The organism is Actinomadura sp. NAK00032, from assembly GCF_013364275.1.
Taxonomy (GTDB): domain Bacteria; phylum Actinomycetota; class Actinomycetes; order Streptosporangiales; family Streptosporangiaceae; genus Spirillospora.
In genome coordinates this window covers 5,698,782-5,714,514 of the sequence record NZ_CP054932.1, presented here as the reverse complement: position 1 = coordinate 5,714,514, position 15,733 = coordinate 5,698,782, and the positions used below count along the sequence as shown (strand labels likewise).

General features: G+C 76.1%; 9 protein-coding genes. 7 read left to right on the top strand and 2 right to left on the bottom strand.

Features of this window, described 5'->3' with window-relative positions:
• Positions 1–169 precede the first annotated feature (169 nt).
• From HUT06_RS26680 to HUT06_RS26650, 7 genes are all read left to right on the top strand, one after another.
• Complete coding sequence (locus HUT06_RS26680) at positions 170–739, top strand: TerD family protein (protein WP_176198217.1); 570 nt, start codon at positions 170–172, stop codon at positions 737–739.
• A gap of 5 nt (positions 740–744) precedes the next feature.
• Positions 745–2,379 carry a TerD family protein gene (locus HUT06_RS26675; protein ID WP_176198216.1) on the top strand — a complete coding sequence of 545 codons (1,635 nt, stop codon included), beginning with the start codon at positions 745–747 and terminating at the stop codon, positions 2,377–2,379.
• A gap of 175 nt (positions 2,380–2,554) precedes the next feature.
• The gene (locus HUT06_RS26670) at positions 2,555–10,189 is read left to right on the top strand and encodes a type I polyketide synthase (RefSeq protein WP_176198215.1); all 7,635 of its coding nucleotides are present in this window, start codon (positions 2,555–2,557) and stop codon (positions 10,187–10,189) included.
• Positions 10,186–11,214, top strand: a complete 1,029-nt coding sequence (locus HUT06_RS26665) for a 3-oxoacyl-ACP synthase III family protein (RefSeq protein WP_176198214.1) — start codon at positions 10,186–10,188, stop codon at positions 11,212–11,214. The genes HUT06_RS26670 and HUT06_RS26665 overlap by 4 nt, the downstream gene beginning before the upstream one ends.
• Positions 11,215–11,216: 2 nt before the next feature.
• The gene (locus tag HUT06_RS26660; RefSeq protein ID WP_176198213.1) at positions 11,217–12,863 is read left to right on the top strand and encodes a fatty acid CoA ligase family protein; all 1,647 of its coding nucleotides are present in this window, start codon (positions 11,217–11,219) and stop codon (positions 12,861–12,863) included.
• Positions 12,860–13,858: an NAD-dependent epimerase/dehydratase family protein gene (locus HUT06_RS26655; RefSeq protein ID WP_176198212.1), complete on the top strand. Its 999-nt coding sequence runs from the start codon at positions 12,860–12,862 to the stop codon at positions 13,856–13,858. Before HUT06_RS26660 ends, HUT06_RS26655 begins: the two co-directional genes overlap by 4 nt.
• A complete protein-coding gene (locus tag HUT06_RS26650; protein WP_176198211.1) occupies positions 13,855–14,769 on the top strand; it encodes an alpha/beta fold hydrolase in 915 nt (304 codons plus the stop codon). The genes HUT06_RS26655 and HUT06_RS26650 overlap by 4 nt, the downstream gene beginning before the upstream one ends.
• Here HUT06_RS26650 and HUT06_RS26645 read toward each other — a convergent pair.
• Both HUT06_RS26645 and HUT06_RS26640 read right to left on the bottom strand, forming a co-directional pair.
• On the bottom strand, positions 14,756–15,097 hold the full coding sequence (locus HUT06_RS26645; RefSeq protein WP_176198210.1) for a DUF6114 domain-containing protein: 342 nt from the start codon (positions 15,095–15,097) through the stop codon (positions 14,756–14,758). The two genes, HUT06_RS26650 and HUT06_RS26645, sit on opposite strands and share 14 nt — an antisense overlap.
• Positions 15,088–15,615 carry a DUF6230 family protein gene (locus HUT06_RS26640; protein WP_254715803.1) on the bottom strand — a complete coding sequence of 176 codons (528 nt, stop codon included), beginning with the start codon at positions 15,613–15,615 and terminating at the stop codon, positions 15,088–15,090. The genes HUT06_RS26645 and HUT06_RS26640 overlap by 10 nt, the downstream gene beginning before the upstream one ends.
• Positions 15,616–15,733: the final 118 nt, after the last annotated feature.

Below are 15,733 nucleotides of genomic sequence, written 5' to 3'. Positions count from 1 at the left end.
AACGTCACTATGCGGCGGTCCGCGCGGAGCGGACAAGAAACCTTCCACCGGTTTCACGGGCGGAACCGGGAACGAGGTGACAACACGGCGCATGGGCTGGAAGGCTTTGCGTCCGGGCCGGCGCACCCTCGGGTCAGCGCGGCACAGGGACGGCGAGGAGGCGACGGCTGTGACGGTGTCGATGGTGAAGGGCCAGCGGATCTCGCTGGAGAAGCCCGGCGGCGTGCTCAGCATGGTCCGGATGGGCCTGGGCTGGGACGCGGTGAAGAAGAAGGGGTTCTTCGGCTCCCGCGTGCGGGACATCGACCTCGACGCGTCCTGCGTCCTGTTCGCCGACCAGAACCTCGCGGACGTGGTGTACTTCGGCAAGCTCGTCAGCGACGACGGCTCCGTCCGGCACACCGGCGACAACCTGACCGGCGCGGGCGACGGCGACGACGAGTCGGTCATCGTCGACCTGAACCGCCTCCCGGTGCACGTCACCTCGCTGGTGTTCACGGTCAGCTCGTTCAACGGCCAGACGTTCAACGAGGTGGAGAACGCGTTCTGCCGGCTGGTCAACGAGATGGACGGCGGCGAGCTCGCCCGGTACACGCTGACCGGCGGCGGCGCCCACACCGCGATGGTCATGGCCCGCATCTACCGGCACGGCGGCGCCTGGAAGATGAACGCGATCGGCGAGCCCTGCCACGGCCGCACGTTCCAGGACATGCTCCCGGCGATCGCGGCGCACGCCTGACGCCGATGACCGAACTCGCCCGCGGCGCCAACGCGGCACTGACCGCCCGGCGGGTGACCGCGACGGTCTCCAGCGCCGTGCCCGTCGACGTCAGCGCCCTGCTCGTCGGCCCCGACCTGCGCGTCCGCTCCGACGCCGACCTGGTGTTCTTCAACGCCCCGCAGGCCGCGGGCGTCCGCTGGTCGGACGCCGGCGGCCAGCGCGTCGACCTCGACCTGGACGCGGTCCCCGCCGAGGTCGCCGCGGTGCTCATCGCGGTCAGCCTCGCCGGGGGCACGTCGTTCGGGGCGGAGCCGCCGCGGGTGCTGCTGACCGCCGGCGGCGCGACGGCCGCCGCGTTCACCGTCCCCGGCCTCGGGCCCGAGCAGGCGATCATCGGCCTGGAGGTGTACCGGCGCGCGGGCGGCTGGAAGGTGCGCGCCGTGGGCCAGGGCTACGGCGGCGGCCTGGCCGAGCTGGTCGCCGCGCACGGCATCGAGGTGGACGACCCGGGAACCCCGCCGCCCTCCGCGCAGACCCCGCAGACCCCGCAGCCCCCGCCGCCCGCGGCCGTACCGCCGCCGAGGGCCGTACCGCCGCCGGTGCCTCCGCCGGTGCCGCCACCCGCGCCGCCGCCTCCGCCGCCGCCCGACTCCGAGGTCGACTACCTCGAACGCTGCTGGCTCGTCTGGGAGGACGCGAGCCGCTCGCTGGCCGCGTTCCGCGCCGCCACCGACCACGCGCTGACCGTCCGCAACGAGGAGATCGCCGGGCGGCGGCCCCGCGGCCGCTTCGACGAGCTGATGGCCACCGCCGACCAGCGGCTGCGCGCCGACGCCGCCCAGCTCCGCGACGAGCTGGCCCGGGTGGAGCCGCACGTCGAGGCGGAGGTCGCGCCGTTCGACGCGCCGTCCTGGCTGACCTGGCGGCCCCGCACCGACCTCGCCGGCGGCGTGCTGCTCGGCCGGCTGTCCACCGCCGAACTGCCGGACCTGCGGATCCCGCTCGTACTGCGGCTGCCGTGGCGGCGCGCCGTGTGGATCTCCCAGGGCACGATGCCGGGCGACTCCACCGCCTACGCCTGGTCGCTGGCGACCCGGTTCCTCGCCGCGGCGCCGCCCGGGCTCGTCGGGCTGGACGTCGTCGACGCGCCGGGCCTGTCGGGCGCGGGCTGGCTGCAGGGCTTCGACCCGGCCACCTCCGCCCGGCTGCTCGGCGGCGGCGTGGCCGTCGGCACCGGGGCGGCCGAACGCGTCCGCCGGCTGCTCGACCTGGTCGACCTGCGCCGCATCGGCGGCGGCGAGGACCCGCCCGGCGGCGGCCCGCCCGTCCGGCTGGTGGTGATCCTCGACGCCGGCGCCGCGCTCGACGGCGACGACGCGCACGGCCTGCTGCGCCTGGTGGAGGACGGCCCGTCGGCCGGCGTCCCGGTGCTGCTGGTGGAGACCGACACCCCGGCCGCCGAGTCCGTGCGCGCCGTCCGGCTCCGGCAGGCGTGCAACAACCTCCCCTCCAGCGCGGACGCCATCGCCGACTCGTGGGTCGGCGCGGACTGGACGCTCACCCCCGACGTCCTGCCCGACGCCGCCGGCGCGCAGGCCCCCGCCCTGTTCTCGCACGTCCTCGGCCTGCACGCCCGCACCCTGGCGTCCTACGACTGACGCGGGCGTCCCATGACCGACACGCCTACGACTGACACGCGCGCCCGGCGGTGACGCCCCCGCTACCCCGGGGGGTAGGGCTTCGGCGCTTCCGCGTCTGTTGCCGCCGCGCCCGACCCGTCGCAGCATTTAGTGGCCATCTGACTACTGAATGTAATCGGGAGAGGGTGCGCGCATGGGGGAACGGCCAGGCGGGACCGATGGCCGCGCGGTCGCGATCGTCGGGGCGGGGTGCCGGCTTCCGGGCGGCATCACCGGCCTGGACGGGCTGTGGGCCGCGCTGGAGCGCGGCGACGACCTGGTCGGGCAGGTGCCGCCGGAGCGGTTCGAGGCCGACCGGTTCGTCGACGAGCGGATGCCCCGGGCGAGCCGCAGCTACACCCGCGCGGGCGGCTTCCTGACCGAGGACCCGGGCGGTTTCGACGCGGCCTTCTTCGGGATCTCGCCGAAGGAGGCCGCGGCGATGGACCCGCAGCAGCGGCTGCTGCTGGAGACGGCCGTGGAGGCGCTGGACGACGCCGGCATCGACCCCGCGTCCCTCGCCGGGTCCGACACCGGCGTGTTCATCGGGATCTCCGACCCCGCCTACGGCGTGCTGCAGATGCTGGAGCCGTGCGGGATCGGCCCGTACACGATGTCGGGGTCGACGCTGTCGATCGCGTCGAACCGGCTGTCGCAGGTGTTCGACCTGCGCGGCCCCAGCATGAGCATCGACACCGCCTGCTCGTCGTCGCTGCTGGCGGTGGAGCGCGGCTGGCGGACGCTCGTCGAGGGCAGGAGCCGGGTGGTGCTGGCCGGCGGGATGCACCTCCTGCTGAGCCCCGGCTCGTTCGTGGGGTTCAGCCAGGCGTCGATGCTGTCGCCGACCGGCCGCTGCCGGGCGTTCTCCGCGGACGCCGACGGGTTCGTCCGCGCCGAGGGCGGGGGCCTGGTGGTGCTGAAGCGGCTGGCCGACGCGCTCGCCGACGGCGACCGGGTGCACGCGGTGATCCTGGGGGCGGGCACCAACAACGACGGCCGCACGTTCGGGCTGTCGCTGCCCAGCCCGGACGCGCAGGAGCAGCTGCTGCGGCAGGTGTACACCGAGGCCGGCGTCGCGCCCGACGAGGTCGTGTACGTCGAGGCGCACGGCACCGGGACGCAGGCGGGGGACCCGGCCGAGTGCCTGTCCCTCGGCCGGGCCCTCGGCGCGGAGCGCTCCGGCGGCCCGCTGCCGATCGGGTCGGTGAAGTCCAACATGGGGCACCTGGAGCCGGCGTCCGGCATGCCGGGCCTGTTCAAGGCCATGCTGGTGCTGCGGAACCGGCTGGTGCCGCCGACGCTGCACGCCGGCACGCCGAACCCGGCCATCGACTTCGACGGGCTGGGGCTGCGCGTGGCGACGCGGCCGGTACCGCTGGACGGCGCCGCCGCCCGCCCGGTGGCCGGGGTCAACTCCTTCGGGTTCGGGGGCGCGAACGTCCATGTCGCGCTGACCGTCCCGCCGCCGTCCGAGGAGGGCGGCGCGGCTGGCGGGCACCCCGCGAACGCGCTGCCGCTGGTGGTGTCGGCGCGGACGCCGGCCGCGCTGCGCGAGGCGGCCCGCCAGGCCGCCGGGGTGCTCGCCTCGACCGCGGACCAGGACTTCTACGACATCGCCTACACGTCCTGCCGGCGGCGCGGCACGCATCCGCACCGCGCGGCGGTCGTCGCCGACTCGCCCGCCGGTGCCGCGCGCGCCCTGACCCGCCTGCTGGACGGCGACGAGGGCGGCGGCGAGGCGGCGTTCGGTGAAGCGGTGGAGCACGGCCGCGTCGCGCTGGTGTTCTCGGGCAACGGCGCGCAGTGGGCGGGGATGGCCGCCGACCTGCTCGGCGACGAGGTGTTCCGCGAGGCCGTCGAGGCCTTGGACGCCGAGCTGGCGCCGAGGCTGGGCTGGTCGGTCCTGGAAGAGCTGGCCGTGCCCGCCGAGCGGTGGTGCCTGGCGGCGACGGAGGTCGCGCAGCCCCTGCTGTTCGCGGTGCAGGCGGGGCTCGCGGAGATGCTGAAGGCGGCGGGCGTGCGTCCGGCCTGCGTGCTCGGGCACAGCGTGGGCGAGGTCGCCGCCGCCTACGTCTCGGGGGCGCTGTCGTCCGCGCAGGCGGCGCAGGTCATCGCCGAGCGGAGCACGGCGCAGGCGCGGGCGCGGGGCTGGGGGCGGATGGCCGCCGTGGGCCTGCCGGAGGACGCGGCCCGGCGGCTGCTGGCCGGCCATCCCGGCGTGGAGGTCGCCGCGGTCAACACCGACCGCGATGTCACCGTCGCCGGCCCCGAGGAGGCCCTGACCGCGCTCGGCGAGGAGCTGGCGGCCGGGGAGACCTTCTTCCGGATGCTCGACCTGGAGTACCCCTTCCACAGCTCCGCCATGGACCCGGTCCGCGACGGCCTGCTGGAGGCGCTGGCCGGGCTGCGGCCTGACCGCACCCGGATCCCGCTGGTCTCGACGGTGACCGGCGGGCTCATGGACGGGCCCGACCTGAACGCGGCGTACTGGTGGCGGAACGTCCGCGAGCCCGTCCGGTTCGCCGCCGCCGTCGAGCGGGTGGCGGACGAGGGCTGCGACGTGCTGCTGGAGGTCGGGCCGCACCCGGTGCTGCGCTCCTACCTGCGCCGCGTCATCGGCAAGGCGAGGCCCCGCGCGGCCGTCGCCGCCACCTTGCGGCGCGGAGAGCCGGGCCCGTCCGCCATGCGCGCGGCGGTCGCGCACCTGATCGCGTCCGGCGCCCGCGTGGACTGGGACCGCCACTTCCCGCGCCCCGGCCGGGTGCGGCCGCTGCCCGCCTACCCGTGGCAGCGCGAGCGGTACTGGATCGGCGGCCCCGGCACCTGGATCAGCCGGTTCGGCGACCCGGCGGTCCAGCATCCGCTGCTGGGCGAGCGGCTGCCGGTGCCCTACCCCGCGTGGGCGGCCGAACTCGACCCGGGGCGGCTCGGCTGGCTGCTGGACCACAAGGCCGGCGGAGCCCCGGTCATGCCCGCCACCGGCTACCTGGAGATGATGGCCGCCGCCGGGCGGCTCGGGCTGCCGGAGGCCGCCGGCGCGGTCGAGGTCGACCGGATCGACATCGCCCGGGCGCTGGTGCTGTCGGCGGCGACCGGTACCGAGCCGACGTGCGCGAGCACCACGCTGTACCCCGAGACCGGCGTGGTCGTCGTGGCCGGCGCCGAGGACCGCACCCGGCAGCCACGGGAGAACTGCCGGGGACGGGTCCGCCGCCTGCTGCGCCCGGTCCCGCCGCCGGTGGACGTGGCGGAACTGCGCGCACGCATCGGCGAGCCGGTCGACGTCGAGGACTTCTACGCGCGCGCCGCCAAGGGCCACATGGAGTGGGGGCCGCACTTCCGCGTGCTGACGGGCCTGTGGCGCGCCGGTAAGGAGATCCTGGGCTCCTACTCGTGCGACGCGCAGGAGGACGGCGCCTACCAGGCGCATCCGGTCGTCCTCGACAGCGCGCTCCAGGCCGGAGTGGTGTGGCTGGTGGACGAGATGCTCGCGGGCAGGCACTACATGCCCGCGGCGATCGCCTCGATGCGGCTGTGGGGGCGGCCGTCCCCGCAGGGCCTGCTGCACGTCCGGGAACGTTCGAGGTATGACGACGAGGTCTGCTGGGACATCACCGTCACCGACCCCGACGGCAACGTCAGCGCCGAGATCCTCGGCTGCCGGCTGCGCGCCGTCCGGGGCATCGCGACCCGGCTGACCCGGTACGAGACGGTGCTGCGCGCCGCGCCCCGGCCCGGCGGGGCCGACGAGCGGGGCACCGCGGACGGCGTGGCCCCCGTGGCGGAGCCGCAGCTGCTCCTCGACGAGGCGGCCGGCACCGCCGACCGGGCCCTTGAGGCGTGGCGCGGACTCGACTACCCCCGGTTCGCCGCGCGGGCCGAGGAGGCGTTCGCGCACGCCGTCGCCCGCGCGCTGCGGGCACCGGGCGCCGACGGCCGCGCCCGGCCGTTCGACCCGCGGGAACTGCTCCGGTCCCATGCCGCGTCGGACCACCGGCGGCTGCTGGAACCGGCGCTGCCGCTGCTCGAACGGCACGGCCTGATGGGCCGGCTCGGCCCGCGGCAGCTCCGGTGGACGACCCCGCCGGCGGGCCCCGACACCCTGCACGAGGAACTCGTCTGGCGCGGCAACGCCTTCGCCGCGCACGCCGCCCTGACCGTCCTCATCGGCACGCGCCTGCCCGACCTGCTCGCCGGGCGCGAGACCGCGGCCGGCCTCCTCGCCGGTGGCGGCGCCGACCTGCTGGAGCAGTTCCACCGCGCCGGGCCGCTGTGCACGGCCGCCAACCGGGTCGTGCGCGCCGCCGTGGAGGGGATCGTCCGGCGCTGGCCCGCCGACCGGCCGCTGCGCGTCCTGGAGCTCGGCGCCGGGACGGGCGGGACCACCGACGCGCTGCTGCCGGCGCTGCCCGCCGACCGCACCCGCTACACGGCCACCGACGCGGACGAGGCGGTCGTGAACCGGCTGCGGCAGCGGTTCGCCGCGTCCGACCTCGTCGAATACGCCGCGCTGGACATCGACCGGGCGCCCGCCGGGCAGGACGTGGCCGAGGGCGCGTTCGACCTCGTGGTCGCGGTGAACGTCCTGCATCTGGCCGAGGACGTGACCGCCGCGCTCGACCACGCGCGCGCCCTCCTGGCACCCGGCGGGCTGCTGCTGGCCGCCGAACCGCACCGGCTGGGCGCGCTGCTGCCGGTCTTCGGCCTGCTCGCGGAGTTCTGGCGCTTCGCCGACCGCGACGTGCGTCCCGACTCGCCGCTGCTGCCGCGCGAGCAGTGGTCGGACCTGCTGGTCGACGCGGGATTCACCGCCATCGGCGCCACCGGCGACGGCGGGGAGCCGGAGCACGGCGACTTCTCGGTCCTGCTGGCCGGAGCCCCGCAGCCGGCGGCCGCGCAAGCCCGCCGCACGGCGCCCGCACGGCTGCCGCGGGCGGGGGAGGGCGACGCCTGGGTCATCGCCGCCGAGGACGGCCCCGGCGCGGCCGGTGCGCTCGCGGACGTGCTGCGCGACCGCGGCGCCCGGGTCGCCAGGTCCGGCATCGGCACCGATCCCGGGGAGTGGGCGCTGAAGGTGCCCGCCGACGCGCGCAAGGCCGCCTTCTGCGTCCTCCTGGGCGATGCCGAAGACGACACCGGGGAAGACGCCGCGTCCGGCCCGGCCGCGGAGGTCGAGCGGATCACCCGGCGGGTCGCGGCGCTGCGCGCCATCGCGCTGGCCTGCGAGCAACTGCCCCACGACCTGGAGGTCTCCCTCTGGCTCGCCGCCCGCCCCTGCGGCGCCCTCCCGGAGACGGGCGAGCCGGAGGGGAGCGGGCCGGAGGGGAGCGGGCCGGAGGCCGGGACGCATCCGCGGGACGCCGCCGTCTGGGGCGCCGCGCGCTCCCTCGGCAACGAGCACCCGAGCCTGCGCGTCCGGCGCGTCTGCCTCACCCCGACCGGCGACCCCGCCCTGGACGCGGAACGCCTGGCGGCGGAGATGCTCGCGCCGGACGACGAGGAGGAGATCGTCCTGACCCGCCGCGGCCGCTTCGTCCCGCGGCTCCGGGAGGCGCCGGCCGCCACCGTCCCGTCCACCGGCGTCGGGGACGGCTGCGAGCTCGCGGTCCGCGACCCCGGGCGGACGTTCACCCTGGAATGGCGGCAGAAGCGCAGAGCGGAGCCCCGCGCCGGCGAGGTCGCCATCGAGGTCCGGGCGGCCGGGCTGAACTACCGCGACGTGATGCGCGCGGCCGGGCTGCTGCCCGTGGAGGCCGTAGAGGCGGTGCACGGATGGCACGAGCTCGGGCTGGAGTGCGCCGGGGTCGTCAGCGCCGTCGGCCCCGGCGTCACCGACCTGGAGCCCGGCGACCGGGTGCTGACCGCCGGGCCCGTCGGCATCGGCGACCACGCCGTCGTCGCCGCCTGGATGGCCATGCCCGTCCCTGACGGGCTCACCTTCACCCAGGCGGCCACGCTGCCGATGGCGTTCGTGACGGCGACCCACTCGCTCATCCACTGCGCGCGCCTGCGGGCCGGCGAGACCGTCCTGGTGCACGGCGGCGCCGGCGGCGTCGGCCTGGCCGCGCTCCAGGTCGCCCGCGCCTGCGGGGCCCGCGTGATCGCCACGGCCGGCTCGCCCGCCAAACGCGACCTGCTGCGCGCGCTCGGCGCCGAGCACGTGCTGGACTCGCGGAGCCTCCGCTTCGCCGACCAGGTCATGGAGCTGACGGACGGGCGCGGCGTGGACGTCGTCCTCAACTCCCTCGCCGGGGAGGCGATCACCCGCGGCCTGGAGGTGCTGCGGCACGGCGGCCGGTTCATCGAGCTGGGCAAGCGCGACATCTTCGAGAACAAGCCGCTGCTGCTGCGGCCGTTCGGCGACAACATCTCGCTGTTCGGGGTGGACGTGGGCACCCTGCAGTGGAAGGACCCCGAGCGCGCCGCCCGGGAGATCACCGCCTGCTACCCCCTGATGCGGACCGGCGGCGTCACCGCGCTGCCGCACACCGTCCTCCCCGCCGCCCGGGTGGGGGAGGCGTTCGCGCTGATGGGCTCGTCCCGCCACATCGGGAAGATCGTCGTCTCGTTCGGGCACGACGAGCCGTTCGGCGTGCGGCCCCGGCGGACGGTGCCGGCCCTGGACCCCGACGGCACCTACCTGGTCACCGGCGGGCTGACCGGGTTCGGCGCCGCCACCGCCCGCTGGCTGGCCCGCCGCGGCGCCCGCCATCTGGCCCTCGTCGGCCGCCGCGGCGCGGGGACGCCCGAGGCGCCCGGTCTGCTGGCCGACCTGCGCGCCCTGGGCGCCGACGCCCGCGCCTACGCGGCGGACGCCGCCGACCGCGCCGCCATGGAGCGGGTCCTGCGCGACATGGACGCCGACGGCCGTCCGCTGCGCGGCGTCGTCCACGCGGCGATGCACCTGGACGACGCGCCGCTCGCCGAACTGTCCGACGACCGGATCCGCGCGGTCCTGCACCCGAAGATCGCCGGGGCCCTGGTCCTGGACGACCTCACCGGTGACCGCGACCTGGACATGTTCGTCATGTACTCCTCCATCTCGGCGCTCGGCAACATCGGCCAGTCCGCGTACGCGGCGGCCAACCTCTACCTGGAGGCGCTGGCCCGGCTCCGCCGCCGGCGCGGCAGGACGGCGCTCACGGTGGCCCTCGGGGCGCTCAGCGAGACCGGCGTGCTGGCCCGCGACGCCCAGGGCGGGACGCTGGCGGCGGTGTTCGGCGGTGAGGCGACCCGCCCGGCGGAGGCGCTCGCCGCGATCGAGGACATGCTGGCCGAGCAGGCCGGCGTGGCGATGGTGGGCCGGTGCGACTGGGGCCGGCTCAGCCAGGTCATGCCCGGCCTGCGGCGTCCGATGACGGCGGCGCTGCTGCCCGCCGGCCTGGACGAGGAGGGCACCGACCGGACGCGGGTGCTGGAGGCGCTGGCCGCCATGGACCGCGAGCAGGCCCTCGCCTTCCTCGTCGCGGAGATCAGGCAGGTCCTCTCGGAGGTGCTGCTCCTGCCGGCCGGCCAGATCGCCGTCGACCGCCGGCTGGACGAGTACGGGATGGACTCCCTGATGGGCGGCGAGCTGATGGCCTCCGTGCGGACCCGGTACGGCATCGATATCCCGCCCCTGGAACTGCTGCGCAGCGGTGGAACCATCGCCGACATCGCCCAGATCGTCCTGGTCCGCCTGGGGCTGTCCACCACCGATGCCGCGACTCCCACACCTCCCTCACCCCCGCGCCCACGACCACCGGAGCCCGACCCGGTGGCGGCCGTCCCGACGGGTGGGAGCCGGTGACCGGCGAGGGCGCGCCGTGGACCCGGCTGGCCGCGGTGGCCGCGCACCTGCCGGAGACCACGCTGACCACCGCCGAACTGGAGGACCGGCTCGCCGAGCGCAACCCGGGCCTGGACGTCCCGCGCGGCCTGATCCTCAGGGCCAGCGGGGTGCGGCGCAGGCACGTCGCCGCGCCGCAGGACGGCCCGTCCGACCTGGCCGCCGCCGCGTGCCGCAAGCTGCTGGACGGCGCCGGCGTCGCCCCCGCCGACGTGGACCTGCTGATCTACGCGGGAGTGTCCGCCGACGTCGTCGAGCCCGCCACCGCGCACCTCGTCGCGGCCGCGCTCGGCGCCCGGTGCCCCGTCTTCGACGTGCGCAACGCCTGCAACGGCGTGCTGACCGCCATCGAGCTGGCCGACGCGCTGATCACCGGCGGCCGGTACCGGCGCGTGCTCGTCTGCTGCGGCGAACTGCCCAGCGCCATCACCCCGTGGAGCGTGCGCGGCGTCGAGGAGTTCTACGCCGTCGCGGCCGGCTACACCGTCAGCGACGTCGGCGCCGCCCTGCTGCTGGAGGCGGGCTCCGCGCCCGGCGTGCTGGCGCACCACTCCGCCGCCCACTCCGCCGCGTGGGAGGGCGCCGTCGTCCGCGTGCTGGACGCCTCCAGCGATCCGTCGACCCCGGCGCCGCACTACGGCCCGCTGCTGGTCGACGCCCGCGCCCTCCTGCGGGGCTTCGAGAGCATCGACCCCGCCCTGTTCCGCAAGCCGCTCACCGACCTCGGCCTGACCTGGGACGACTGCGCGGCCGTCTGCGTCCACCAGGCGTCGCTGCCGATGCTGTGGAAGTTCTGCGACCACGCCGGGATCCCGCCGGGCAAGGTCGTCGTCACGATCGTCCAGCACGGCAACATGGTCGCCGCCACCCTGCCCGTGCAACTGGCGATGGCGGTGGAGTCCGGCCGCGTGCGGCGCGGCGACCTCGTCGCGCTCGTCGGCCTGGCCAGCGGGGTCAGCGCCGGAATCGTCCTGGCCAGGTGGTGACCGTGATCCAGGAGCGGTCCCCGGCCGTCAGCCCGCTGTACCTGCGCGCCGGATGGTGGCGCCACCGGCGGCCGGACGCGGTCGCCTGCCGCCGCCCCGACGGCGAGGCGACGACGTTCGCGCAGCTGTCGGAACTGGTCGCCGAGACCGCGGCGGCGCTGGCCCGCGCCGGGGTGGGCGAGGGCACGCGCACGGCGGTGATGGTGCCGCCGGGCCCGGAGCTCTGGGCGGCCGTCCTGGCGCTGGCCCGCCTGCGGGCCGTCCCGGTCCTGGTGGATCCGGGCCTGCCGTTCGGTGAGATCCGCCGGTGCCTGCGGCGGGCCGAGCCCGAGGCGTACATCGCGATACCGCGCGCCCAGGCCGCACGACTGGTGCTCGGCTGGGCCAGAAGCGCGCGCGTCGTGGTGACCGTCGGCCCCCGATGGCTCACCTGGGGAGCCGGCATGGACGCCCTGCGCGAGGCCGCGGCCGGCGACCCGCGGCACTGGCCGGAGCCGCGGATGGACGACGTCGCGCTGATCGGCTACACCTCCGGCTCGACCGGGCCGCCGAAGGGGGTGCCGCTGCGGCACCGGCAGCTGGCCGCGCAGGTGGACGCGCTCGACGCGCTGGACGTCCTGTCGCCCGGCTCGGTGATGCTGTCGGCGTTCGCGCCGTTCGCCCTGGCCGCGACGGCGTTCGGCGCCGCCGCGCTCGTCCCGGACACCGACCCGCGGCATCCCGGCCGGGCCGACCCGGCCGCGCTGAGCGCCGCCGTCCTGCGCCACGGGGCGACGGCCATGTTCGCGCCGCCCGCGCTGCTGGACCGGCTGGCCCGCCACTGCCTGGACCGCGGGATCGTCCTGGAGCCGCTGCGGCACGTCCTCGCCGCGGGCGCGCCGCTGCCCGCCGGCACCCGCGAGCGGATGCGCGCGGTGATCCGCGACCGGGCGCGGCTGCTGTCGGTGTACGGGGCCACCGAGTGCCTGCCGGTCGCGGCGATCGAGAGCCGCGAGCACGCCGGCACCGACGCGGCCACCGCCGCCGGGGCCGGGACCTGCCTGGGCGAGCCGCTGCCCGGCGTCCGGGTCCGTGTCATCCCCGTCACCGACGGCGCGGTCCGCCGCTGGAGCGACGACCTGCCCGTGCCCGCCGGCGCCCTCGGGGAGATCGCCGTGTCGGCCCCGATGGTCGCCGACCCCTACCTGGACGACCCGGCCGCGACCGAACTGGCCCGCATCCCCGACGGCCGCCGCGACTGGCACCGCACCGGCGACCTGGGCCGCATCGACGACGAGGGCCGGCTGTGGTTCGCGGGCCGCAAGTCCGAGCGCGTCCGGACCGGCCGCGGGGACCTGTGCACCGAGGAGGTCGAACCGCTGTTCGCCGACGTCCCGGGCCTGCGGCGGGCCGCACTGGTCGGCGTCGGCCCCGCGGGCGCGCAGCGGCCGGTGCTCGTCGTCGAACCGGTGCCCGAACTCGGCCGCCGGGAGCGTCCCGGCCTCATCGCGGCGGTCCTGGACGCGGCGGGGGAGCGCGCACCGGCCGCTGGGATCCGCGACGTCCTGGTGCACCGCGACCTGCCCATGGACGCCCGCCACCACAGCAAGATCCGCCGCCACGAGCTGGCCCGCTGGGCCGCCCGCAAGCTGGAGGGGCGCGGCCGATGAGAGTCCTGGTCACCGGAGGCGGCGGGTTCCTGGGCGCGGCGGTCTGCCGGCGGCTGGCGGTGCGCGGCGACATCGTCCACGCCCTGCAGCGCCGCCGCTCCCGCGAGCTGGACGACCTCGGCGTCGTCCAGCACCTGGCCGACATCCGCGACCGGGACGCGGTCCTGGCCGCCGCCGACTGGTGCGACGCGGTCGTGCACTGCGCGGCCAAGGCCGGGGTCGGTGGGCGGCGCCGCGAGTACGAGCAGGTCAACGTGGACGGGACCCGGCATGTCCTGGCGGCGTGCGCGCGCGTCGGCGCCCGCCTGGTCTACACGTCCTCGCCCAGCGTGGTGCACGACGGACACGACCTGGAGGGCGCGGACGAGTCCCTGCCCTACGCCCGCCGTTTCCGGGCGCACTACCCGCGCACCAAGGCCGCCGCCGAGGGGCTCGTCCTGGGCGCCGCCGGACGGGGGATCCCCGCCGCCGCGCTGCGCCCCCACCTCATCTGGGGCCCGGGCGACCCGCACTTCCTCCCGGGCCTGGCCGCCGCGGGCTCCCGCCTGCGCCTGATCGGGGCGGCGGACAAGACCATCGACACCGTCTACATCGACAACGCCGCCGACGCCCACGTCCTCGCCCTGGACAGGCTCGCCCCGGGCTCGCCGCTCAACGGACGCGCCTACTTCATCACCCAGGACGAACCGGCCCCCTTCGGACACTGGATCAACGGACTCCTGAAGGCCGCAGGGCTTCCACCGGTGACCCGCCGCGTGCCGGTGGCACCGGCGATCCTGGCGGCCGCCGCCCTCGAACTGCTCTTCGGCCTGCCCGGCGTGCGCGCCGAACCGCCGCTGACCCGGTTCCTGGTCGGGCAGGCGTCCACGGCGCACTGGTTCGACATCTCCGCGGCCCGCCGCGACCTCGGCTACACCCCTTCCGTCAGCACCGCGCAGGGATTGGCGCGCCTCGCCGATCACCTGGCCGAGCATCCCCTGGGAGCAGTCAGGTGAGCTTCTTCCCCGGCTACCGGTTCGACTCGCACTGGTTCACCCATCCCGGCGCGAACGGCCTCGACCAGCACTACGTGGACGAGGGGGACGGGCCGCCGGTGCTCTTCGTCCACGGGAACCCCACCTGGAGCTACATGTGGCGCCGCCCCGTGCTGGCGCTGCGCGACCGGTTCCGGTGCATCGCGCCCGACCACATCGGCATGGGCCTGTCCGACAAGCCCGGCGGCGACCGCTACGCCCACACCCTCGCCGCGCGCATCGACGACCTCGACGCCCTCACCACCCACCTCATCACCGACCAGGGCGCCCCCGCGACCGGCTGGACGCTGGTGATGCACGACTGGGGCGGGCCGATCGGCATGGGCTGGGCCGCCCGGCATCCGGGGCGCGTGTCCCGGCTGGTCGTCCTCAACACGGCGGCCTTCCCCAACCCCCACGGCGCCCGGGTCCGCTCCGCCCTCCGGGTCCCGTTCCGGGTGCTGCGCGGACCCCGCCTCGGCGACCGCCTCTTCCTGCGGCACAACGCGTTCCTCCGGCTGGCGACCCTCCCGCCCTGCGGCGTCCGCAGGCCGCTCCCGCGCGCCGTCCGGGCCGCCTACCTGGCGCCCTCGGACCAGCCGGGCGGACGCCTGGCGATCCAGCGCTTCGTCCAGGACATCCCGCTCGGGCCAGGCGATCCGTCCTGGCCGCTGCTGTGCGGGATCGGCGACTCCCTCGGCCGGTTCGCCGACCTCCCGGCGCTGATCGCCTGGGGACGCCACGACCCCGTCTTCGACCCGGCGTTCCTGCGCGAATGGCGGACCCGGCTACCCGGCGCCCGCGTCCGCCTCTACCCGCACGCCGGTCACCTCGTCGTGGAGGACGCCGGCGACGACCTGCTGATCGCGCTGCGCCGCTTCATGCTCGAATGACCGGCGGCGTCCAGGCGAAGCCCCAGGCCGCGCCGACGATCGCCATCAGCGACCCGAGCAGCAGCCCGCCCAGGTTCGTCAGCACGAACGCGGCCAGCGCGGCCATCACCACCAGTACCGCGATGACATCGCGCGGACCGCCCCAGCACAGCCCCGCGCCCATCGCGATCAGGAACACCCCCACGAGGAAGCCCGCGTACCCGCCCACACCGCCGTTCACCACCAGCCCCACACCCGCCACCGGCACCAGCAGGATCTCCACACCGGCCGCCGCGACCAGGCAACTCGCCCCGAACGGCCGCGCACGCCGCCACTGCGTCAAAAGCATGTCGGGACGTCCCGCCCGATGGCGACCTTCAGCCCCGTCACCTGGAACGTCCCACCGGTCACCATCCAGGAGTCGACCTTCACATTCCGCACCGTGAACCCCAGGGCCCCCACCCCGTAGTCACCGGCACCACCGCCCAGCGCCCGCGCGTCCTTGTTGAGCACCAGCGAGCCGAACTCGACGTCGGCGTCGATGCTCCGGGCCGAGATCGTCAGCCCCTTCACCTGCGACGGCTCCCGACTGCTGAGCCGCACGACGTAACGCCCGAGCGGGGTGTCCACGACCGACGACTGGCACAGCCCGTAGACGGCGGCCGACCGCATCGTCAGCGACAGCACCTGGTGCCGTTCACCGTCCGCCGAGCGCACCACGGCCGGGTACAGCCCGAACCCCTGCCCGGACAGCCGGTCGGCGGAGACCTGCATCCGCCGCCCCGACAGCGCGAACGACACGGGCACCGTCCCCTGCGCCATCCCCACCCCGAGCACGCCCAACGCGCCCAGCGAGGGAACGAGCATCAGCACGAACCGCCTCCACCTGACACCACCCAAGGCACAGCCTCCCAGCCCCACAACCTACAACGCATGGCAATCAATCGACAACTCACAGTAATCAAACCCGCACCTCCTCAAAAGA